This window comes from Pectobacterium actinidiae, assembly GCF_000803315.1.
GTDB lineage: Bacteria > Pseudomonadota > Gammaproteobacteria > Enterobacterales > Enterobacteriaceae > Pectobacterium > Pectobacterium actinidiae.
On record NZ_JRMH01000001.1, the window covers coordinates 2157468 to 2180179 of the forward strand.

General features: G+C 51.1%; 20 protein-coding genes and 1 riboswitch. Of the genes, 8 read left to right on the plus strand and 12 right to left on the minus strand.

Annotated features, from left to right (window positions below):
* Positions 1-11: 11 nt before the first annotated feature.
* The 3 genes from KKH3_RS09125 to KKH3_RS09135 are packed head-to-tail and all read right to left on the minus strand — an operon-like array spanning position 12 to position 2647.
* On the minus strand, positions 12-1349 hold the full coding sequence (locus KKH3_RS09125; protein WP_039358380.1) for a PTS sugar transporter subunit IIC: 1338 nt from the start codon (positions 1347-1349) through the stop codon (positions 12-14).
* Positions 1350-1362: 13 nt separating this feature from the next.
* Positions 1363-1656 (minus strand): PTS sugar transporter subunit IIB, encoded by a 294-nt coding sequence (locus KKH3_RS09130; RefSeq protein WP_010295258.1) that lies wholly within the window; start codon positions 1654-1656, stop codon positions 1363-1365.
* Between the two features lie 10 nt (positions 1657-1666).
* Positions 1667-2647 (minus strand): 6-phosphofructokinase, encoded by a 981-nt coding sequence (locus KKH3_RS09135; protein ID WP_039358382.1) that lies wholly within the window; start codon positions 2645-2647, stop codon positions 1667-1669.
* A gap of 538 nt (positions 2648-3185) precedes the next feature.
* On the opposite strand from KKH3_RS09135, the gene KKH3_RS09140 reads away from it, so the two are divergent.
* Complete coding sequence (locus tag KKH3_RS09140; protein ID WP_039358385.1) at positions 3186-4439, plus strand: D-amino acid dehydrogenase; 1254 nt, start codon at positions 3186-3188, stop codon at positions 4437-4439.
* A 16-nt stretch (positions 4440-4455) separates the two neighbouring features.
* Here the strand turns inward: KKH3_RS09140 and KKH3_RS09145 are convergent, their stop codons facing one another.
* The 3 genes from KKH3_RS09145 to yeaG form a co-directional block, all read right to left on the minus strand.
* Positions 4456-5655 (minus strand): multidrug effflux MFS transporter, encoded by a 1200-nt coding sequence (locus tag KKH3_RS09145; protein ID WP_039358388.1) that lies wholly within the window; start codon positions 5653-5655, stop codon positions 4456-4458.
* Between the two features lie 163 nt (positions 5656-5818).
* Complete coding sequence (locus tag KKH3_RS09150; RefSeq protein ID WP_039362302.1) at positions 5819-7093, minus strand: YeaH/YhbH family protein; 1275 nt, start codon at positions 7091-7093, stop codon at positions 5819-5821.
* Positions 7094-7129: 36 nt separating this feature from the next.
* Positions 7130-9064 (minus strand): protein kinase YeaG, encoded by a 1935-nt coding sequence (yeaG, locus tag KKH3_RS09155; RefSeq protein WP_039358391.1) that lies wholly within the window; start codon positions 9062-9064, stop codon positions 7130-7132.
* A 454-nt stretch (positions 9065-9518) separates the two neighbouring features.
* Here yeaG and KKH3_RS09160 point away from each other — a divergent pair, with 454 nt between their 5' ends.
* Both KKH3_RS09160 and KKH3_RS09165 read left to right on the plus strand, forming a co-directional pair.
* The gene (locus KKH3_RS09160; RefSeq protein WP_039358394.1) at positions 9519-10268 is read left to right on the plus strand and encodes a MipA/OmpV family protein; all 750 of its coding nucleotides are present in this window, start codon (positions 9519-9521) and stop codon (positions 10266-10268) included.
* A 136-nt stretch (positions 10269-10404) separates the two neighbouring features.
* The gene (locus KKH3_RS09165; protein WP_039358396.1) at positions 10405-11256 is read left to right on the plus strand and encodes an aldo/keto reductase; all 852 of its coding nucleotides are present in this window, start codon (positions 10405-10407) and stop codon (positions 11254-11256) included.
* Positions 11257-11327: 71 nt separating this feature from the next.
* Here the strand turns inward: KKH3_RS09165 and KKH3_RS09170 are convergent, their stop codons facing one another.
* Positions 11328-12197, minus strand: coding sequence for a D-hexose-6-phosphate mutarotase (locus KKH3_RS09170; protein ID WP_039358399.1), 870 nt, complete (start codon positions 12195-12197; stop codon positions 11328-11330).
* A gap of 107 nt (positions 12198-12304) precedes the next feature.
* Positions 12305-13300 (minus strand): glyceraldehyde-3-phosphate dehydrogenase, encoded by a 996-nt coding sequence (gapA, locus tag KKH3_RS09175; protein ID WP_039358402.1) that lies wholly within the window; start codon positions 13298-13300, stop codon positions 12305-12307.
* A gap of 343 nt (positions 13301-13643) precedes the next feature.
* Between gapA and msrB the strand changes: the two genes are divergently transcribed.
* Both msrB and KKH3_RS09185 read left to right on the plus strand, forming a co-directional pair.
* Complete coding sequence (gene msrB, locus KKH3_RS09180; protein ID WP_039358405.1) at positions 13644-14063, plus strand: peptide-methionine (R)-S-oxide reductase MsrB; 420 nt, start codon at positions 13644-13646, stop codon at positions 14061-14063.
* A 132-nt stretch (positions 14064-14195) separates the two neighbouring features.
* The gene (locus KKH3_RS09185; protein WP_039358408.1) at positions 14196-14474 is read left to right on the plus strand and encodes a YeaC family protein; all 279 of its coding nucleotides are present in this window, start codon (positions 14196-14198) and stop codon (positions 14472-14474) included.
* 36 nt (positions 14475-14510) lie between these two features.
* Here the strand turns inward: KKH3_RS09185 and pncA are convergent, their stop codons facing one another.
* The 3 genes from pncA to sppA all read right to left on the minus strand — a co-directional run bounded on the left by pncA (position 14511) and on the right by sppA (position 18236).
* Positions 14511-15173 carry a bifunctional nicotinamidase/pyrazinamidase gene (pncA, locus tag KKH3_RS09190; RefSeq protein ID WP_039358412.1) on the minus strand — a complete coding sequence of 221 codons (663 nt, stop codon included), beginning with the start codon at positions 15171-15173 and terminating at the stop codon, positions 14511-14513.
* A 19-nt stretch (positions 15174-15192) separates the two neighbouring features.
* A complete protein-coding gene (gene ansA, locus KKH3_RS09195; protein ID WP_039358415.1) occupies positions 15193-16212 on the minus strand; it encodes an asparaginase in 1020 nt (339 codons plus the stop codon).
* A 173-nt stretch (positions 16213-16385) separates the two neighbouring features.
* On the minus strand, positions 16386-18236 hold the full coding sequence (gene sppA, locus KKH3_RS09200; RefSeq protein WP_039358418.1) for a signal peptide peptidase SppA: 1851 nt from the start codon (positions 18234-18236) through the stop codon (positions 16386-16388).
* 284 nt (positions 18237-18520) lie between these two features.
* On the opposite strand from sppA, the gene KKH3_RS09205 reads away from it, so the two are divergent.
* The 3 genes from KKH3_RS09205 to KKH3_RS09215 all read left to right on the plus strand — a co-directional run bounded on the left by KKH3_RS09205 (position 18521) and on the right by KKH3_RS09215 (position 21378).
* Entirely contained in the window at positions 18521-19072 is a 552-nt protein-coding gene (locus KKH3_RS09205; RefSeq protein WP_039358421.1) for an NAD(P)H nitroreductase, read from the plus strand.
* 96 nt (positions 19073-19168) lie between these two features.
* Entirely contained in the window at positions 19169-21094 is a 1926-nt protein-coding gene (locus KKH3_RS09210; protein ID WP_039358423.1) for a DNA topoisomerase III, read from the plus strand.
* Positions 21091-21378: a YnjH family protein gene (locus tag KKH3_RS09215; RefSeq protein WP_039358427.1), complete on the plus strand. Its 288-nt coding sequence runs from the start codon at positions 21091-21093 to the stop codon at positions 21376-21378. The genes KKH3_RS09210 and KKH3_RS09215 overlap by 4 nt, the downstream gene beginning before the upstream one ends.
* Positions 21379-21493: 115 nt before the next feature.
* Here KKH3_RS09215 and xthA read toward each other — a convergent pair whose 3' ends face one another.
* Positions 21494-22300 carry an exodeoxyribonuclease III gene (gene xthA / locus KKH3_RS09220; RefSeq protein WP_039358430.1) on the minus strand — a complete coding sequence of 269 codons (807 nt, stop codon included), beginning with the start codon at positions 22298-22300 and terminating at the stop codon, positions 21494-21496.
* A gap of 306 nt (positions 22301-22606) precedes the next feature.
* Positions 22607-22702, plus strand: a riboswitch (glycine riboswitch).
* Positions 22703-22712 lie beyond the last annotated feature (10 nt).

A 22712-nucleotide genomic window follows, 5' to 3' on the forward strand; every position in this document is an offset into this window, starting at 1 on the left:
AGGCCAGTGCGCTATTGCGATAGTTTACGGTTCGCAATAAAAGCAATAAAAGCAACGAACGCGACAAAGGCGGCGACAAATAACCAGTCTTGCTGGAAGGCGTGTCCTAATATCAGGCCAGTACTGATGACATCGGAATCACTGAAGGTGACGCCAGTAAAGCCGAAAACTTCCAGTAATGGCACCAGAATAGCGGGCAACAGCGTAATGAAAAGGCCATGAACGACACCGCCGATGACGGCACCACGTCGTCCTCCCAGCGCGTTACCAAAAATACCGGCGGTTCCGCCCGCAAAGAAGTTGGTTAATAACCCTGGCAAAATCATTGCCAGCCCAAACATCGGGAAGATCAACATCCCCAGAATGGAACCGACGGTGGTCGCCAGGAACCCGACAATCACGGCGTTGGGCGCATAAGGGAAGAGTACCGGGCAATCCAACGCGGGTTTGGCGTTAGGCACCAGACGCATAGCGATACCTCGAAAGGCGGGAACCAGTTCATTAAGCAACAGACGTACACCGCTGTAGAGAACGAAAACGCCTGCGACAAACTGCATGGACTGCATGAAGGAATACATCAGATAGTTGACGCCATTGGCGTACTGCGCGATGTAGGCCGGTCCCGCTGCCACGGCGGGGATGAGATACATCGGCACCATGACGACGGCCATCGACAGGTAGGTATCTTGCAAGAATTTGAAATTATCAGGCAGCGCTAAATCTTCCGTGGATTTGGAGTTTTTACCGACGACCCGAGCGACGGCGGCCTGCACCAAATACCCGATAGTACAAAAATGTCCCAGCGCAACATCATCGGAATTCGTGATTTTACGGACAATCGGCTGCGCCAGCGCTGGCATCAGTACCGCCATAATGCCGCCAAATATGCCTCCGGTTAGGATCAGTGTCGCGCCGGTCAAGCCCGATTTATAGCCGATTACGGTACCGATTGTTGCCATCCACAGCAGAGCCTGTCCCGTCAGGAAGATATATTTAAAGGGGGTGATTCGCGCGATAAGGATGTTAACGGCAAAGATCACCATGAGCGTTAACGCGACTTCTGACCCGAGCTCGCGGTTTGCCAGCCCGGCGATGGCGGCAACATCGGTGATGTAGCCTTTCATGCCAAAGCCTTGAGTAAAGATGCTGTTCAAATACGTCAGGGTATCGACGATGATGTTAATCCCCGCCATCATGATGAGGAAACCGAGCAGTGTCTTGAACGTCCCCTCTGCTGTTTTCCCTACCGATTTCTTCTGTAAAATTAATCCGATCATGGCGATCAGCGCGATTAATATAGATGCCTGGCCTAATAAATCTTTCACAATGAAATTGATAACGGTATTCATTTTTCACCTCATGCTATTGATGAGCCTGGATATACGCTAAAATTTTTTCTTCTATTTCATCTTTGTCGGTCAGTTTATTAAGAATGATGATTCTTTTTTTCTCATCTTCACTGGCATCACTATTCAGAATGTCAGCAAATATTTTCTGAGTTAGAATAACGTCATAATTGAAGGCCGACGCTTCTGAAATCGTGGTGTGATTTATTTCTGCATCAATCCCCAGTTTTTTTAGTACGGATTTCGCACTCATTTCGATAGCGAAACTGGAACCTAATCCACAGCCGCAAACGCAAAGTACTTTCAACATAATCATGGCCTCATATAAGATGATGAGCTTTCGCGAGCTTGTAAAAGTGACTGTCAACATCAACCAAACGTCGTTCGGAATCCTCCAGGTCGATAGGAATGGCCTTGTTGTTATTATTAATAATGATGATTTTATTGGTGAGTCCGGCGTTAATACACCGAACCACTTCTTCTGCTAACAGGGTGCCCTGAATAATTTCTTCCCCGGTGGGCGCGCCATTTCGTAAACCGTATCCCAAAATAGTTTTTCGGATACGGATACCAATCTTATGCTCTAGTTTTTTGATAATGGTGTCGATAGCGCCCTGAAAGCCAGGCGTATATTCATGGGTATAGCCTTCAGAGCATAAAATGATTACGCTGTTTTGTTCTTTGATTTTCTCCCGAATACAGTGTGATAATTTATCAATATCCCACGGTGATTCTGGAATGAGTGCGACATCTGCATTGCTCTTTAATGCCGCCTGCAATGTTAATTCACCGCAATAACCGCCGAGTAATTCAATCATGAATACCCGTCCTTGTAGTCCACGGCCTGTATTGCGCAATTTTTCTACTTCACTCATTACCTGCTCACAGGCGGTAGAAAAACCGATCGTATAGCTGTTGCCTGAAATATCATTATCAATCGTCATTCCTACGCCATAGCAATGAATACCATAGTGACTTAATTCTTTTAGAAATTGGAATGAGCCATCTCCTCCAGCCATAATGAGCGCGTCGATTTTTTGTTTTTGAATGTTTTTGACGATTTGCTCATAATCCGTTTTTCTACATTTTCCGCTTTTTCTCCCAGAGGTGATCAAAGGCATGGCTGAGAGGGAATAATCCACTAAATCGCGGCGAGTAAGGACTTTACAGCAGTTATCGATAAGACCATTAATGCCACCATCGAAAATGACAATGTCGGAGGCAGTCATTCTATTCACCTGAAAGATGAAGTTATTTATTCCGCTAACGTCACCGCCGCTAATGACTAATCCAATTTTCATCATCGCCCTCTGGAAATATGAATAACCATCGTGTGAACACAATGTTATTAAACTGATAAGGCGTTTTTTTGATGAATGTCGCAAAATTGTATTTAACTACGGGGTCGAGTGTCTTGACAGTCATGTTGTTGATTCGATTGTTGTGATGGTTATCACTATTTAAAAATAGCCAACCCGACTAACTTATTAATTCATTTGGTATTTAACATTTTCATCTTTTTTATTTTTCTTATGCTTTCCAGCTAAAAAGTGAATACGCATTTTGTGAATGATTTCACAGTTATTTCGTTACGATCATCAGTTGAGTAAGTGATTCGGGTGAGGCACACGCAAGTGGGCCGCGTCGCGCAGCCAACGCACATGCAACGTGAAGTATGACGGGGATAGATAAATGCTATCGTCGAAGCGGGTGACAATTCTTTCCTAAATGCTAGAGTAGTCTTCAGTTTCACCTTTTAACTAGTGTTTTATTCCATCAAATAAGCATTTTTCCAGTAGATTAGACGGTCTTTAACGGAAATAAAGGGAGAGCGGTAGCATGCGGGTTGTGATTCTGGGAAGTGGCGTCGTTGGCGTAAGTACCGCCTGGTATCTTGCGCAGGCAGGGCATAATGTTACCGTAATCGACAGGCAACCGGAGCCTGCGTTGGAAACCAGTGCTGGAAATGCCGGACAGATTTCCCCCGGCTATGCTGCGCCTTGGGCTGCGCCGGGAATACCGCTGAAAGCGATAAAGTGGATGTTTCAGCGCCATGCACCGCTGGCCATCCGGCCTGACTTTACGGCGGCACAACTGTGCTGGATGTGGCAAATGTTGATCAACTGCGATGCGCGCCACTATAAAACGAATAAAGCGCGGATGGTGCGTCTGGCGGAATACAGCCGCGATTGCTTGCAAGCGCTGCGGCAGGATACCGGTATCGAGTACGAAGGCCGGCAAGGGGGAACGCTGCAACTGTTTCGCACTGAACAGCAATATGACAATGCGACACGAGATATCGCCGTGCTGGAAGAGGCTGGCGTACCGTATCAACTGTTGACTCGCCATGAGCTAGCCTCGGTTGAACCTGCGCTGGCGAACGTGGCGGGTAAACTGACTGGCGGGCTACGTTTACCGCATGACGAGACAGGAGACTGCCAGCTGTTTACTCGCCAACTGGCGGCGATGTCCGCCGAGGCCGGCGTCACCTTTAAATTGGGGCGTAACATTCGTCAGTTGCGGGTTGAAGGGCAGAGCGTGACGGGCGTGCAGTGCGACGACGAAATCATCACGGCAGATGCCTATGTGATGGCCTGCGGTTCTTATTCCACGGGACTTTTGCGCCAGTGGTTCGATATTCCTGTCTATCCGCTGAAAGGCTATTCGCTGACGATCCCGCTAGCAGATGATGCCTCGGCACCGGTTTCTACGGTGCTGGATGAAACGTACAAAGTGGCAATTACTCGCTTTGATCGCCGCATCCGCGTTGGAGGAATGGCAGAGGTTGTGGGCTTCAACACTGAACTGAATCCCAAGCGCCGTGAAACGTTGGAAATGGTGGTGCGCGATCTCTATCCTCATTGCGGCCCGATTGAGCAAGCAACATTCTGGACGGGGTTGCGCCCGATGACGCCAGACGGCACGCCGCTGGTAGGGCGCTCACCGTTGAAAAATCTGTATCTGAATACGGGGCACGGCACGCTGGGCTGGACGATGGCCTGCGGATCGGGGAAATTACTGGCGGATATTCTGTCGGACAAATCACCGGAGATTGCGTCCGATGATTTGTCCGTGGAGAGGTATACGCGTTAGCGTATCGGTATTTTGATTAACTACGGGGCAGCGATGTAATGCTGCCCTTATGGTTCCGCGTGAGCAGACGAGCGCGTATCGCCAATAGGGCTGCACAGAGCATCACCAGCGCCAGTGATATTTTTGACGGCAGAGGGAGTGCCATCGCGATCAGTCCCAGCGCTGCACCGCCCGCCATTTGCACAAACCCGACCATCGCCGATGCAATTCCCGCCTCATTGGAATAAGGTTCCAGCGCATAGCTGGTGGACGGTCCGATCAAAAATGCCAGACCGGCACAGGCCAGCGCAACGGGCAGCATGTAGGTTGGCCAGGTATCTTGCATCGCTTCGGGTAAGAGAACGACGCCGCTGAGCAGCGAAAGAAAACCCGTCCCCATCAGCAGGCTACCGATAGCCAGACAGCGTGGCCGACCGACTTTGCGGATAATACGATTCGCAAAGAAGCTGACCAGCATGATCCAAAAACCGTTTACGCCGAAGGCAATCGAAAACTCAAGCGGCGTGAGCTGGGCGTCATTCATCAATACCACGGGAGAGAAGGTGACATAGGTTAACGCCATCCCCATCGCGCCCGCGTTGACTGAGGCAAATCCGAGAAAGTGTCGTTCGGATAACAAACGTGCGTATTGGCGTAGCGGCAAGCCATGTACGGGCAGCGTTGAAGCTGGTCGCGTTTCGGGAAGGAAACGGATGACGAGAGCCAGAACCACGATGCTGTAGCCCGCCAGGAACCAGAAGGGCGCACGCCAGCCGAAGGCTTCGGCCAAAAGCCCACCGAATAGCGGTGCCAGTGCTGGCACAATGTTCAACGTGCCGTTAAGGAAACCATAGGTTCTGGCGGCATCGTCACCGTTAAGTTTGTCGCGCACACTGCTGAAAATGGCAACAGCGGTACAACAGACGGCCAGCCCTTGGAAAAGACGTGAGAGGATGAACAGCGTGGCATTGGTAGCCAGCGCGGCCATGATCGCACCGATGAGATAGATCATCACGCCAGCCAGCGCCATCGGGCGTCGACCGTACTTATCGACCAGCGGCCCCGCCAGAAGTTGGCCTAATCCCATGATCAGAATAAACAGTGCGACGGTAGACTGAATCAGCGATTCGGGGCTGTTCAGCGCCACAGCGATGGCGGGAATAAGCGGTAAATAGATGTCAATGCCCAGCGGACCGAGTAGAACCAGAGCCAGTAAGATCAGAACAAATCGTTGCATAACAAAACAGAAATCTACGTTTTATGGGCTCGACAGGGTAATCCGCACCGTGGCGGAAGGAAAGCGTTATCTTTGTGACAATGTCACGAAAATGGCGATTAACCTGCTGCGAAAGGAATCAGCCAGTTAGCGATTAACAGATAACTGGCCGATTGAGATGTGGCTAATGTCCTACCGTTTGTTTACGGAAGAGTTCACGGAAGACAGGGTAAATATCATCCTGATCGCGAATATGCTGCATGGCGAAATTATCGAACGTATCGCGCAGCGTTTCATATTCGCGCCAGAGCGTCTGGTGTGAACGTCGGGTGATTTCAATATAGCTATAGTAACGCACCATCGGCAGAAGCTGATTCGCCAGAATCTGGTGACACAACGGAGAGTCATCAGCCCAGTTATCGCCATCCGAGGCCTGTGCCGCGTAGATATTCCACTGCGACGGATCGTAACGCTCGCGAACCACTTCCTCCATCAGTTTTAACGCACTAGAGACAATGGTGCCGCCCGTTTCCTGAGAGTAGAAGAACTCCTGTTCATCGACCTCTTTCGCCTGCGTGTGGTGGCGAATATAGACGACGTCGACGTTTTTATAATTTCTGCTGAGGAACAGATACAACAGAATATAAAAGCGCTTCGCCATGTCTTTCGTCGCCTGATCCATCGAGCCGGACACGTCCATCAAACAGAACATCACCGCCTGGCTCGACGGCTCAGCCCGGCGCTCATAGTTCCTGTAGCGCAGGTCAAACGTATCGATAAAAGGCACACGGGCGATTTTCTGGCGCAGTTCGGTGATTTCCTGCCGCAGCCGTTCCTCTTCCAGCAATTGTGCGGGTTCGGTATGCGCCAACTGTTCCAGCGTTTCTTCCAGTTCATGCAGCGTGCGTCGTTTACCTGCTGTCATCGCCATACGGCGTGCCAGCGAGTTTTGCAGCGAGCGCACCACGCTGATATTGGCCGGAACGCCGTTAGCGGTGTACCCGGCACGGTGCGTTTTGTACTCGGTCATCTGCCGATGCTGGGTCTTCTTCAGATTCGGCAGCGCCAGATCTTCAAACAGCAGGTCCAGATATTCGTCTTTGGAGATCTGAAAGACAAATTCATCCTCGCCTTCGCCGTCTTTACTGGCGTCCCCCTGACCGGAACCACCGCCGCCACCTCCTTGTGGCCGCTCGATTTTGTCGTTCTGTACGAAGTGATCGTTGCCCGGGTGGACGCGGTGGCGGCGTCCTCCTCGGCCCTGATGGAACATCGGTTCGTTGATGTCTGCATTGGGGATCGAGACTGACTCCCCGCTTTCGATGTCGGTCACCGAACGCTTATTTATGGCCTCGGAAATCGACTGTTTTATTTGCGACTTATAGCGGCGCAGAAAGCGTTGGCGGTTCACCGTGCTTTTGTTTTTGCCGTTCAGCCGTCGGTCAATAAAATAGGCCATGTTTCCCCCAAACGCTGTTGCCAGCATCGTACGTCATTATGATGACTTCCTCACCCGCAGATACCATTCGCACAGCAAACGCACCTGTTTCCGGGTATAGCCTTTCTCCATCATGCGATCGACGAAGTCATCATGTTTTTTCTGTTCATCCGTTGAGGTTTTGGTATTAAACGAAATCACAGGCAGCAACTCTTCCGTATTGGAGAACATCTTCTTCTCAATGACCGTGCGCAGCTTCTCGTAACTGGTCCAGTTTGGATTCCGGCCGCTATTGTTGGCACGGGCGCGCAGGACAAAGTTGACGATCTCGTTACGGAAGTCTTTAGGGTTGCTGATGCCCGCAGGCTTCTCGATCTTTTCCAGCTCGGCGTTTAACGATTCGCGGTCAAACAGCTGGCCAGTATCTGGGTCACGGTACTCCTGATCCTGAATCCAGAAATCCGCATAGGTAACATAACGGTCAAAAATGTTCTGTCCGTATTCGGAATAGGATTCGAGATAGGCAGTCTGGATCTCTTTACCGATAAATTCGGCGTACTTCGGCGTCAGATAGCCTTTCAGGTGCTCCAGATACTTCTCTGCCAGCTCCTGCGGGAACTGTTCGCGCTCGATCTGCTGTTCGAGCACGTAGAACAGGTGTACCGGGTTGGCTGCGACTTCGCTGTGATCGAAGTTAAAGACGCGCGACAGAATCTTGAACGCAAAGCGGGTCGACAGGCCGTTCATTCCCTCATCGACGCCCGCGTAGTCGCGATACTCCTGATACGACTTCGCCTTCGGATCGGTATCTTTCAGGCTTTCCCCATCGTAAACCCGCATCTTGGAATAGATGCTGGAGTTTTCCGGATCTTTCAGGCGTGACAGAATGGAGAAACGAGCCAGCGTTTCCAGCGTGCCGGGCGCGCAAGGAGCATGCGTCAGTTCGCTGTGATCCAGCAGCTTGTCGTAGATTTTGACCTCTTCGGATACGCGCAGGCAGTACGGCACCTTCACGATATACACACGGTCAAGAAACGCTTCATTGTTCTTGTTGTTACGGAACTGCACCCACTCGGATTCATTGGAGTGCGCCAGAATAATCCCGTTGAACGGCAGGGCGGCAATGCCTTCCGTCCCGTTATAGTTGCCTTCCTGTGTTGCGGTCAGCAATGGGTGGAGCACCTTGATCGGCGCTTTGAACATTTCGACGAACTCCATAATGCCCTGGTTTGCCCGGCATAGTGCGCCGGAGTAGCCGTAGGCATCGGGGTCGTTCTGGGCAAAATGCTCCAGCTTGCGGATATCGACTTTACCGACCAGCGCTGAAATGTCCTGATTGTTCTCATCACCGGGTTCGGTTTTCGCGATCCCGACTTGCGCCAGAATTGATGGCCATACTTTGACGACTTTGAATTTGGTAATGTCGCCACCAAATTCCTGGAGGCGTTTGGCTGCCCACGGCGACATGATGGTACCGAGGTAGCGCCGTGGAATGGCATACTCTTTTTCGAGTATCGCGGCATCTTCCTGCGGGTTGAACAGGCAGAGCGGATGGTCATTCACCGGGCTGCGTTCGCCGTTGGCACTGAGGATGTAAATCGGTACGCGCTGCATCAGCGCTTTCAAACGTTCGGCCAGAGAAGATTTCCCGCCGCCGACCGGCCCCAACAGATATAGAATCTGTTTCTTCTCTTCTAATCCCTGCGCGGCATGTTTCAGGTAAGAGACAATTTGTTCGATGGCCTCTTCCATACCGTAAAATTCTTCAAAAGCAGGGTAGCGAGCAATTACCCGATTTGAGAATAGGCGCGACATACGTGATTCTTGGGCGGTATCCACCATTACAGGCTCACCGATAGCCGTTAACAATCGTTCAGCCGCATTCGCATAAGCATTGCGATCCTGCTGACAGATAGTAAGGAATTCCTGCAGAGTGAACTCTTCATCCTTGGCAGCGTCGTAGCGCTGGCGGTAGTGATCAAATATGTTCATAGCGATGCCCGTCCTTCGTCGATTAGCACAGATTAAGAGAGCGCGTGAAATATATGCCTATTAATGTATTGCCCCCGAAAGGATAAACCTTCTTAGTCCAGCAACCCTTATGCCAACTTGTGGCGTTAGAGCGTCGTGATTTTATTCATGCCTGCTGGTCAGGAAGTCGTCACCTTCTGTATTAAAGCGTAGTTTGCATCCGTAAAATTTCCTCTAGTCCACAGACGTATTTTTAAGATATTTCAAGGACTCACTTTCAGGGAAATCCGTGTAACATTATAGAGAATGGGCGCTCAGCCTTAAGGACACTGCCTATTACCGACGTTAGCGCACGTAAAACCTATCGAATATATAGGTTATTCGTTAATGTTATTTTTATATAACCTGAACGCGAACGTGTGTAATTGGCTTATCATGTTTCATGATATTTACCTGTAATAGGAAATAGAAAACTGTGAAAAAACCTCAACTATGCATGCTGGCCGCACTGGTTTCTGGTGCTGTGCTCCTGCCTTCAGCCTATGCCGCAGAGGTCTCTCTGGGTCTTGGCGCTGCGGGTTCAACGTCCGTGTACCGTGGTGTTGATAATGACGTTTATCCGCTTCCTGTACTGAATTATGAAAGTGAAAGTTTTTATTTCCGCGGGCTGGGTGGTGGATACTACTTGTGGAATGACGGCGTAAATCGTTTCTCTTTAACGGCGTATTACCTGCCTTTAGGGTTTAAGCCGGGAGATAGCGACGATCTGCGTATGAAGCAGTTGGACAAACGCCGCGGTACGTTAATGGCGGGTGCGGCTTATCGTCATACGGCTGACTGGGGTGAAATTCGTACCGTGCTGGCGGGTGATACGCTGGATTACAGCAACGGCTTCGTGTGGGATACCGCTTACCTTTACCGCTTCTCAATGGGCGATCTCAGTATTACCCCGGGTATCGGTGCCTCCTGGTTCAGTGAAAACATGAACCAGTATTACTACGGCGTAAGCGCACAGGAGTCCGCGCGTTCCGGCTTTAACCAATATAGCCCTGGCGATGGTTGGGCTCCGTATCTTGAGCTGAGTGCGGGTTATAAAATTAACGATAGCTGGAGCGCCTGGGCAGTTGGGCGTTACACCCGTCTGTCTGACGAAATGAAAGACAGCCCGATAGTTGATAGTAACCACAGCATCTTAATGAGCGCGGGCGTCAGCTATCGTTTCTGATGCTTTTCATAAGCATGGTGCATCTGCTGTACAATAATGGGGTGATATCACCCCATTTGCACATTTATGGTGCGCCGAATGCCATGTTAGGTTTGACGGTAAACAGGTTACGTTGACGGTTTAACAAGGAGGGCTCGTGACAAAGGCGATTCGTTTTCCAGATAACACCCGCGTACCGGCAATCGGTCAGGGAACATGGTACATGGGCGAAGATGCCCGAATGAAAGCGCAGGAAGTGGCGGCGCTGCAAGCAGGCATCGACCTTGGATTAACGCTGATTGATACCGCCGAAATGTATGCGGATGGTAGGGCGGAGGACGTGGTTGGCGAAGCGATACGCGGCCGTCGCGACCGCGTTTATCTGGTATCGAAAGTGTACCCGCACAATGCCGGAGGCGAAAAGGCGATACAGGCGTGTGAACGCAGCCTGAAACGACTGCAAACTGAACGTATTGATTTGTATCTGCTGCACTGGCGCGGCGGCATTCCGTTAGTGGATACCATTGCGGCAATGGAGCGATTGCAGCAGGCGGGTAAAATCGGCCAGTGGGGCGTGTCCAACCTTGACCTTGAGGATATGCAGGAGCTGTGGTCGTTAAGTGGCGGACAGCACTGCATGACTAATCAGGTGCTTTACCATTTGGCCTCTCGCGGCATTGAATTTGATTTGTTGCCGTGGTGCCAGCAACAGCAGCTCCCAGTGATGGCGTATTGCCCGCTGGCGCAGGCAGGGCGCTTGCGTGAGGGATTATTTTCGCATCCGGTGGTAAACCGCATCGCACGCGAACATAGCATCACACCTGCTCAACTTTTACTGGCGTGGGCAATTCGCCAGCCGGGCGTGATCGCCATTCCAAAAGCCAGTTCGGTAAAGCATGTGCAGGAAAATGCGCAAGCGCTGGACGTGGTGTTGTCTGAGGACGATATTGGGCAACTGGATCAGGCTTTTCCACCGCCGACGCGTAAACAACATCTGGATGTGGTGTAGCAGAAGCGAAAGCATGTGATGTATGGCGGATGATGTCGCCATACATCAATATATTTAGGGCATTGCCGTGGTTATTTCTTGATGCGGATAACCGTCGTCAAACGAGCCGGAGCCTCGGCGGATGCGACAAACGGTTGGTTAATCCGCGCGGTTTCCACACACACGAACGTTTTATATCCCTCATCGGGCATATCGCTAATCGTACGAGACAGTTCTGCGCCGGGGTTCCATGACACCACATCGCTATGGTGCGTATGGTGTACTTCGATAGCGCGTTTCAATACCGCATCATGTACCACACTGGTGTCCTGCGGCTGGGTATAAATACGATCTGTACGGTCGGTAAAGACCAAATCGCCTTGCTGTGTTGCCAGCTTGCCCTGATCGACCTTATCAATAAATGACTCACCCAGACCAGTAATGCGAATATCACTGATGTCGCCGATGTTGAAATAGGTGTGCAGCGCGCTGGTGATGCTGTAATCGCCATGTGCTTCCAACTCAATACTGCATTCTTTGCCCAGCTTGAAACGTGCGATGAGCGTGAATTCATGCGGCCAGCTCTTACGCGTTTCTTCATTGTCCCGCAGTGTGAATGTGAGCTGCACACCATGCTCATCTTCGCTGTGGGCGGTAAATTCCCACGGCAGCAGACGGGCAAAACCGTGGTTAGGCTCGGCGAAAGGGCCAAACCAAGGGAAACAAATCGGTACGCCGCCGCGAATAGCAACGTGATGAGTAAAAGGCGTATTGTCGCTCAGCCAGAGCACCTGTGCTTCGTTTTTCGGCTGCCAGCCAAGTAAATGCGCCCCTTGCAATGCGATTGCCGCGCGCACTTCAGGATGATCAACGACGATGAGAGGGAGTTGGTCCAACTGACGCTGGCTGAGGGTTGCGCTAATTTGTTGAGTGACGGGAAGTGCGAAAATTGTGTTATGCATGATAGTGCCTTTTTTTGATTGTTTTTCGTTGTAAAAAGAAATCTGCAATTAACAATAAAAAAGGGCGACATGACGTCGCCCTTTTTTCACAGAATCATCGCTGACGCTTATTTAGAGATGTGAGCGATCAGATCCAGAACCTTGTTTGAGTAACCTGTTTCGTTGTCGTACCAGGAAACCAGTTTCACAAAGTTATCGCTCAGTGCGATACCGGCTTTAGCATCGAATACGGAAGTCAGTTTTTCGCCGTTGAAATCGGTAGAAACCACTTCGTCTTCGGTATAACCCAGAACGCCTTTCAGATCGCCTTCAGAAGCGGCTTTGATTGCTGCACAGATTTCTTTGTAAGACGCTGGTTTTTCCAGACGTGCAGTCAGGTCAACAACAGAAACGTTCGGGGTAGGGACGCGGAACGCCATACCAGTCAGTTTGCCGTTCAGCTCAGGAATGACTTTACCTACTGCTTTAGCTGCACCGGTAGAAGATGGGATGATGTTCTGTGCTGCGCCGCGGCCGCCGCGCCAGTCTTTGTGAGACGGGCCATCAACGGTTTTCTGCGTTGCAGTGGTAGCGTGAACGGTGGTCATCAGTGCTTCAACGATACCGAAGTTGTCGTTGATGACTTTTGCCAGCGGTGCCAGGCAGTTAGTGGTACAAGATGCGTTAGAAACGATTTCCTGACCTGCGTAAGTTTTGTGGTTAACGCCCATAACGAACATCGGGGTGTCATCTTTAGATGGGCCAGTCAGAACGACTTTCTTCGCACCAGCAGCGATGTGCTTACGTGCAGTTTCGTCAGTCAGGAACAGGCCAGTTGCTTCAGCAACGACATCAACGTTAACTTCGTTCCACTTCAGGTTTGCAGGATCGCGCTCTGCGGTAACACGAATGGTTTTGCCGTTAACAACCAGGTGGCCATCTTTAACTTCAACGGTGCCGTTGAAACGACCATGAGTTGAGTCGTACTTCAGCATATACGCCATGTAATCAGCGTCCAACAGGTCGTTGATTGCAACGATCTCGATGTCAGAACGTTCTTGTGCAGCGCGGAAAACAATACGGCCGATACGGCCAAAACCGTTGATACCTACTTTGATAGTCATATATTCCACCAGCTATTGGTTTGTGAATAAAAGGTTGGTTGTAAAATTACAAAAACCTTGCTGAGCGTCAAGCGGAATCGTGTCAATAGTTGCTGTAAGTCAAACCTATGACCAAACTTTGTGCGAAAACCGCTCGACCCTGTAACTAAGTAACATCTAAGACTGATATGAGGGCGGAATGCATCATATAAAGCCTGTGTTGTCTCAATATGTGACGTGTATCACAATTAAATATTCATGCTAATCACATTCCTAATATTAGGCCAGAACGGCCTGTAAGGTTGTTAATTTTTTGTTATAATCAATGATTAATTGAATTGATAACACCCGCTGTGAGACTTCCATGACTAACGACTCTACTTCTCGTACCCCGTCTGACAATACTGAATTGACAGAGATGCAGCGCTATGTCACCCAGCAACGCGGTACGGAGCCTGCGTTTTCAGGTAAATTGTTGCATAACAAGCGAACTGGCGCTTATCACTGCCTGTGCTGCCAGGCTCCGCTGTTTTATTCCGACAGCAAATATGATTCCGGCTGTGGCTGGCCGAGCTTCGATCAGCCTGTTTCCTCAGAGGCGATTCGCTATCTGGAAGATGATTCACACAACATGCGCCGCATTGAGATCCGCTGCGGGCAGTGTGATGCGCATCTGGGGCATGTGTTCCCTGATGGCCCGAAAACCACGGGAGAGCGCTACTGCGTGAATTCCGCTTCGTTGAGTTTTATCGACGACGTTGATGGCGAGCGTGTTGACGGGTAATGTGTCTGCGAGAGGAGTGGCAGTCGCAGGCTGATAACGTTTTAGCTTTAAACGATTCAGCTGCAATGAAACGCTACACAAACTGGAATCCAGTCATAATAAATCTGACCTTTCTCGGAGCAGAAACCGGATATGGAACTCAATGATCTGATCGACGTCATGACGCCAGAAATTTATCAACGGTTAGTCACGGCGGTGGAGCTAGGCAAATGGCCAGACGGTGTCGCGTTGACGGCTGAACAGAAAGAAAACTGCCTGCAAATGGTGATGATGTGGCAGGCTCGCCATAACGAACAGGCTGAGCACATGACGATTGGCACTAATGGCGAAATTGTGATGAAGAGCAAGCAAGAGCTGAAGCGCGAGTTTAACATCGCTGACGCCATTGTTACGTTAAAACCCAACGCGTAACGTGTGAGCAGGCAGCCGCAACGGCTGCCGCTGTTTTCAGTTGTCAGTAACGCTAGGGGCAGAAGACAGCGTAGTAAGAAACTGCGTCATATCCGTCAGTATCGCACCACGCTGCGCCATTTCCCGTAATGCAGATTCGCTGTCATCAGGCGAAAGATTAACGCCACGACAGCCGTCCACCAGAACGTCGGTGTGATAGCCGAGCGCAATCGCATCCAATACGCTGAACTTGACGCAATAATCTGTCGCCAGCCCCAGAATCGTCAAATGGGTGATGTGATTAGCGTGCAGCCACTCATCCAATTCGGTTTTAACCCGATGACCATTATCGAAAAAAGCGCTATAGCTATCGATCTCCGGCTGCGTCCCTTTTTGTACGATCCACTGAATGGCTGACTGATTCAGCGCTGGATGAAAATCAGCCCCGGCGGTTCCCTGCACACAGTGAACCGGCCACCAAATTTGCGGCCATCCGTTTAATTCACCGAGTTCTCCGACTGTGGTATTCGCATTAACAGCAAAGCTGCCGTGATTAGCTGGATGCCAATCCTGACTGGCAATCACTGTTACGCCAGCAGCCACGCAAGCCTCGATAGCATGATTGGCAACGTCAATGACGCGGTCACCTTCATTAACAGCCAATGCGCCGCCAGGACAAAAATCATTTTGCAAATCAACTAATAGCAATGCTCTTTTCATTATCTACTCCGTGATTAACTCAATCTTTATCGCTCAATTCCCCATGCAGGCTCTGCTGCATCAACTGACGAATTTCATCGGCGCTTAAGTCTTGCTGGCTCAACAAGTAATGCAGCTTGGTCAAGGCAGCTTCGACAGTCATATCAAAGCCACTGATGACGCCAGCGTGCGCCAGCGCATTGCCCGTCGCATAACCGCCCATATTCACGCGTCCGGAAATGCACTGCGTCAGGTTGACGACCACAATGCCGCGATCGGAGGCTTCATGTAACTCGCGCAGCAGGCCAGGGCTTTGCGGCGCATTGCCAACGCCGTAGGAGCGCAGAATAAGCGCTTTTACTGGCTGACGGAGGAAATTGCTGATGACATCGGCAGAAATGCCAGGATAAATCGTAATCACCCCGATAGGCTGCGGCGTAATGTGATGCACCTTCAGCGGCGGACAGTTGCTGCATTCCACGGTAGGAGCCAGCCGACGAATATGGATACCGGCTTCCAGCAGCGGCGGATAGTTGGGGGAGGCGAAGGCGTCAAAACCGTCTGCATGGGCTTTGGTGGTGCGGTTGCCGCGCAGCAGTTTGTTATTGAAGAAGAGGGCGACTTCATTAATCGGATGATTAGCGGCAACGTATAGCGCGTTCAACAGGTTGGTCTGGCCGTCCGAGCGCAATTCTGCTAACGGGATTTGTGACCCTGTCACGATAACCGGCTTGGCAAGATTTTCCAGCATAAACGACAGAGCAGATGCGGTGAACGCCATTGTATCAGTGCCGTGCAGAATCACGAAACCGTCGTAATCATCGTAGTGGTGTTGAATATCGTCCGCGATGGATTGCCAATCGGCCGGCGTCATGTCAGACGAATCGATTAGCGGGTCATATTCATGAATCGTGAACGATGGCATTTCTTCGCGGTGGAATTCTGGCATGTTTGCCAATTGCTGCTGTAAATGACCAGATACAGGTACATAGCCATTGGCTGATCGCTGCATACCGATGGTACCGCCCGTATAGGCGACATAAATGGATTTCTTTCGCATGGTGGTGTGAGTCAGGATTAAAAATCAAGTATAGAGGGAAAAATAGCCCGGTAATATCATCATAAGTAATGACTATTACCGGGACAGGCCCGTCGTACTTCAAGTCGTATGTGCGTTGGCTTCCTTCACACAACTCGAATTATTTAGGGCACATATAGCGATCAATGTAAATGCTACCTAACTTCTCCGCAGGTGAGGCAAAATGCGTATCGGTTCTGCGGGTCGTTCAGGTTATTCATGATAGATGGCTGTGACCGCACCACTTCCGCCAACTGAGCAACCGGGGCTGGCAGCATGGACTGAACGGCAACGGGCAGCAGGGCATAAACAGAGGCGTTCACCTGATTCAGCATCGTGTCGAGCAAACCTGGCTGCTCGGCATACCAGTTCAACTGATATTGTCCCAGTTTTGCCAGCTCTGCCGCTTTCTTCACGGCGTCGTCAAAATCACCGATCTGATCGACCAGACCATTTTCTTTCGCATCGCTACCAACCCAGACGTGGCCTTGCGCGATCTGATCGATTTGCGCTGGCGTTTTCTTACGTGCTTGCGCCACGATATCGATGAAGTTCTTATAACCGCGTTCGATACTCAGTTGCATCATCTGCGAGAATTCAGGCGGCAGCGATTTCGTGATTGACAAATCGGCCAGCGGGGACGTGGCAACGCCATCCGTGTGGACGCCAAGGTTTTCCAGCGAATCTTCGAACGTGGTAATCACGCCAAAAATACCGATAGACCCTGTCAATGTACTGGCGCTGGAGATGATTGCGTTCGCTGGCGTTGAGATCCAGTAGCCGCCCGATGCTGCCATTCCGCCCATGGATACGACGATCGGTTTACCCGCCAAACGGAGTGACATCAGTTCTGAGCGAATCAGCTCCGACGCGGTGACGCTACCGCCGGGGCTATTGACGCGCAGTACCAGTGCTTTGACTTTAGGATCGAGGCGCGCGGCACGAATTTGTGCTGCCGTGGTATCGCCGCCGACCATTCCTGGTGTTTCCGGGCCATCAATAATTGCCCCATTAGCAAACACAACTGCGATCTGATTGTTGTTTTGCACTGGCGGTTTGATGGTGTAGTCGTAAATGCTGATGAAATTAAAGTTGTTCTTCTGACTATTCCAGCCGAACGCTTTAACCAGCGATTGCTCGGTCATGGAACGTGATGCCACTTCATCGACCAGCTTGTTATCCAGTGCATAGCGTGCAGTGTCGCCCTGAACGGCCTGCAAGCCTGCAATGATGCTGGTTGCGCCAGGGAAGAGCTGCTGCGGGGTGATCTGGCGGTTAGCAGAAACAGTATTTAAATACTGCTGCCACAGGGCGTTGATCCACCGGCCATCGGCATCGCGTGCAGCAGGTGACATATCGTCACGCAGATACGGCTCAACGGCTGACTTATAGGTTCCCACACGGAAGATATTGGTGGTCACTTTCAGCTTGTCCAACATGGACTTGAAATAGAGATTGTTGGTCGCGAAACCGTGTAGATCAACGCTGCCTTGTGGTGTCAATGATACCGTATTGGCAAAACTGGCCAAATAGTATTGAGACTGGTTGTAGCTGTCACCGACTGCATAAATAGGCTTGCCGCTATCGCGAAATTCGCGCAGCGCTTTACCGATGTATTGCAGAGACGGCTGGTCGGCACCGGTAAAATCGCTGAGATCCAGCACCATTCCCGTGATGTTTTCGTCACTCTTTGCCTGACGAATACTGTCGACGATATCGAACAGTGAGTTCTCCTGGCGACGGTTGTTCGATGCGCCGAAGAATTCGCGTCCTAATTGACGCAGTTTGTTGTTAACGGTGGGTTGATCAACGACCACGCCCGTCAGATCGACCAGCAGCGCACCTTTCGTGGCCTCTTCCGGCGTCGTTTTTATCTGTGAGTAGATCCCAACACCAACTAAAATCAGAGCAATAAGGAAAATATTGAGAATAAATTCTCTGATAAAATTAAGCAGACGCCATGTCCACTTAAAAAATCCGCTAAAAATTCGCCACAATGTGCGCATGATATCTCCATGAACGGGTAAACAGCGTGTGCCCTACGTCCTTCAACTCGCCCTCTGGCAAGTGATGAAGCACAAGGAGTGATAGTATCCTAATGAGCGGACAGTAAAAAGTCAGCATTAAATCGCCGCAGAAGCACGCCCTGTCGGGGTTATCTTGTAACAAAACTTCTACTTGTGCTAACGTGGCGCGCAACGTTGCCGTACAGTCGTTTCTACTGTAGAAGTGGCTTGCCGGAGAAGTGAATTGTACCGCAGAAATTATATTGCCAGACAGGAGATGTGCGATGGATGCTCTTGAATTGCTATTGAATCGTCGTTCGGCCTCGCGCCTGACCGCGCCAGCACCGACGGGTGACGCATTGAATAACATTATCCACGCCGGTATGCGTGCGCCGGATCATGGTGCGATGCAGCCGTGGCGCTTTTTTATGATCGAAAATGACGGTCTGGATCGTTTTAGTACGCTACTGACCCGCGCCGCGCAGCAGGAAGGGCTGGACGACGCTGGTATTGATAAAGCGCGTCAGGCGCCTTATCGCGCGCCGCTGATTATCACCATTGTTGCCCATTGTGAAGAGAACCCGAAAGTCCCGCTCTGGGAGCAAATTGTCTCCGCAGGCTGTGCGGTTCAGGCTATGCAGATGGCCGCATTGGCGCAGGGCTTTAACGGTATCTGGCGTAGCGGTGCCTGGACGCATAATGCTTTGGTGCGCGAAGCGTTCAACTGCCGTGAGCAGGATGAAATTGTCGGTTTCCTCTATCTGGGAACACCTCAACTCAAAGCCTCGGCCACGGTCACGCCGCTTGATACCGACGCGTTTGTTCACTACTTCTGATCGTCATCTTTTGAATAATATCGATTTCCGCCTTGTTTCACAGCGTACTTTCCCGCGAGTTACGCGGGAAATGTCCAGTCTGCTTAATGGTGAATAATGCGACTTTTTATTGCCGAAAAGCCCAGCCTTGCGCGGGCGATTGCAGACGTATTACCCAAACCGCATCGACGCGGCGATGGCTTTATTGCCTGCGGCCAGAATGATGTTGTGACGTGGTGTGTGGGGCACCTGCTGGAGCAGGCGCAGCCGGATGTTTATGATGCGCGCTATGCTCGCTGGTCGCTCACCGATCTACCTATCATTCCCCAAAAATGGCTGTTGCAACCGCGCCCCTCGGTCAGTAAGCAGCTTAACACCATAAAAAAGCTCCTGAATGATGCCAGTGAAGTGATTCATGCGGGAGACCCCGATCGTGAAGGACAACTGCTGGTGGATGAGGTGCTGGAATACCTTTCATTACCGGAAGAGAAACGTCAGCAGGTACGTCGTTGTCTGATTAACGATCTCAACCCGCAGGCAGTAGAGCGTGCCGTTTCTCGTTTGCGTGAGAACAGAGAGTTCATCCCCCTGTGTGTGTCGGCGCTGGCGCGTTCCCGAGCGGACTGGCTCTACGGCATTAACATGACCCGCGCCTATACGATATTAGGCCGCAATGCTGGCTATGACGGCGTGCTGTCGGTTGGCCGCGTGCAAACGCCGGTGCTGGGGCTGGTGGTGCGGCGAGATGAAGAGATAGAAAACTTCGTTTCCAAAGATTATTTTGAAGTGAAAGCGCATATCGTGACGCCTGCCGATGAGCGTTTTGTCGCGCTATGGCAGCCCAGCGAATCCTGCGAGCCTTATCAGGATGAGGAAGGACGCTTATTGCATCGTTCGCTGGCGGAACATGTCGTTAAACGTATCGAAGGCCAGCCTGCGTTCGTCACCAGCTATAATGATAAACGGGAATCAGAAACCGCACCGTTGCCTTATTCGCTGTCGACGTTACAGATCGAAGCCGCGAAGCGTTTTGGGCTTAGTGCGCAGCAGGTGTTGGACGTGTGCCAGAAGCTCTATGAAACCCATAAGCTGATTACGTACCCGCGTTCTGACTGTCGCTATCTGCCAGAAGAGCATTTTGCCGGGCGTCATGCCGTCATAAACGCGATATCCGTACACCAACCCGACCTGTTGCCACAGCCAGTTATGGATGTGGATCGGCGTAACCGCTGCTGGGACGATGGTAAGGTCGATGCTCACCACGCGATTATTCCTACTGCCCGTACCGCAAGCGCGTCGCTGACGGAGAATGAGCGCAAGGTATATGGTTTAGTCGCGCGGCAGTACATCATGCAGTTCTGCCCGGACGCCGTGTTTCGCAAGTGTGTTATTGAACTGGACATTGCGGGCGGTAAATTTATTGCCAAAGCGAGGTTCCTGGCCGAAGCCGGATGGCGTACGTTGTTAGGCGGCAAAGAGCGAGACGAGGAAAACGAAGGCATGCCATTGCCTGTGGTGGCAAAAGGCGATGAGTTACTGTGTGAACGCGGTGAAGTCGTTGAGCGCCAAACACAGCCGCCGCGGCCGTTTACCGATGCCACGTTGTTATCGGCGATGACAGGCATCGCGCGTTTTGTGCAGGATAAGGAACTGAAGAAAATCCTGCGAGCAACCGATGGGTTAGGAACCGAGGCGACGCGTGCGGGTATTATCGAGTTATTGTTTAAACGGACATTTTTGTTTAAGAAATCCCGCTATATTCACGCGAGTGAAGCGGGGCGGGCGTTGATCCACTCACTGCCTGCGAGCGCGGCGCACCCTGACATGACCGCACATTGGGAAGCCACGTTGACGCAAATCAGCGAAAAAAAATGCCGCTATCAGGATTTTATGCAACCGCTGACGAACTCTTTGCAGGAGCTGATTCAGCAAGCAAAACAGAACGGTGCGGTGAGAGCGTTCAAAGGGCTTTCTGCACCGCCGTCAGGTGCTTCAAAACGGCGTAAGCCTCAGACTAAAAAAGCGAAGGAGCAGGAGCAATGAAATCGTTAATGTCTTTGTGTGTCGCCAGTGTGATGCTGGTACTGCCTGCGTTGGCGCAGGCTAATCGTGGCGGAACCGATATTGTTGTTCCCGTTCCACCGGAAGTGTGGGGCGCTGGGACGGCGGTACGTGAACAAAATAACAACTGCCTGCGCTGCTGCGTGTATGAAAACCGGAACTATTCCGAAGGCGCGGTGGTAAAGGTTGAAGGTGTGATTCTGCAATGCGTGCGGGATAAACAAACGCTGGGAACCAACAACCTGATATGGCAGTTGGTTAAGTAATAACGGCGGGTTAAGTACGACGCTTAATGCTTCTGCGAATTTTAATCACCGCTGTGGCTTGGATGCCCAGCGGTGATGCTATTTTCATCGCGTATTATCTCTGCAACAACAGTTTCTACAACGAAAACTGTGCCCAAATCGGTGCATGGTCGGACGGTTTTTCCATTCCCCGAATATCGTAATCAATGCCGGTGGCGACGCAGCGCTCGGCCAGGAACGTACTGGCAAGAATCAGGTCAATACGCAGGCCACGGTTGTCATCGAACCCGGCAGAACGGTAGTCAAACCACGAGAAGCGATCGTTGCTTTCTGGGTTTGCCGCCCGGAAGGTGTCGATAAGTCCCCAGCCTTGCAAACGCGCCATCCATTCACGCTCTTCCGGCAGGAAAGAACATTTACCCGTGCGTAGCCAACGTTTACGGTTCTCTTCGCCGATCCCGATATCCAGATCGGTAGGGCTGATATTGACATCGCCCATCACAATCAGCGGTTGTGTCGCGCTGTGATGTTGTTCCAGATAGGTTTGCAGATCCTGATAGAAGCGCGTTTTGGCGGGGAATTTCACCGGATGGTCGCGGCTTTCTCCCTGGGGGAAATAGCCGTTAACGACCGTCAACGTGCCATGTTCGGTAGCGAAGTCCGCCATGATGATCCGGCGTTGCGCATCGTCTTCATCCGTTGGGAAACCGCGACGAACCGCAATGGGCTGCGTTTTACACAGCAGCGCGACGCCGTAGTGACCTTTTTGCCCGTGATAATAAACGTGGTAGCCGTACTGGCTGACATCCTCTAACGGAAACATGTCATCGTGGACTTTCGTTTCCTGCAACCCGATCACATCCGGCTGGTGTTGTTCGATAATGGCGGCCAACTGATGAGGGCGCGCCCGCAGGCCATTGATATTAAAAGATACAACTTTCATGTTCGCTGCCATTCGCTAAAAAATGTGACCAGATGGTAGCAGAAAACGAGGGATGCCGTCACGGTGAGGCTATGCTTTCGAACGGCGTTAATGGATTAGTACTGCGTTCTCAGAGACGGTTGGCGCAGATGAGAATCATTAAAAATAAGATTCACTTATATTCGGTTGAACGCAAGGCTTGTCGACCGTATACTCCGCTCCTCGCAGGAGAGAGGGCGCATACCCGACATTATTAGGGTATATGTGACGCTCCGCCGAAGGCGCAAACTCCCATAATCGCTCAGGCTACCCTAACTGCGAATTCCATTGAAGCCAACTGGAGAGAGGTTGTAACACAACCCACCGAAGGGGCAAGCAGCGCTGCTGCGTAAACTCTCAGGTAAAGCGGACAGAGGGAGTGGCACATTTCACA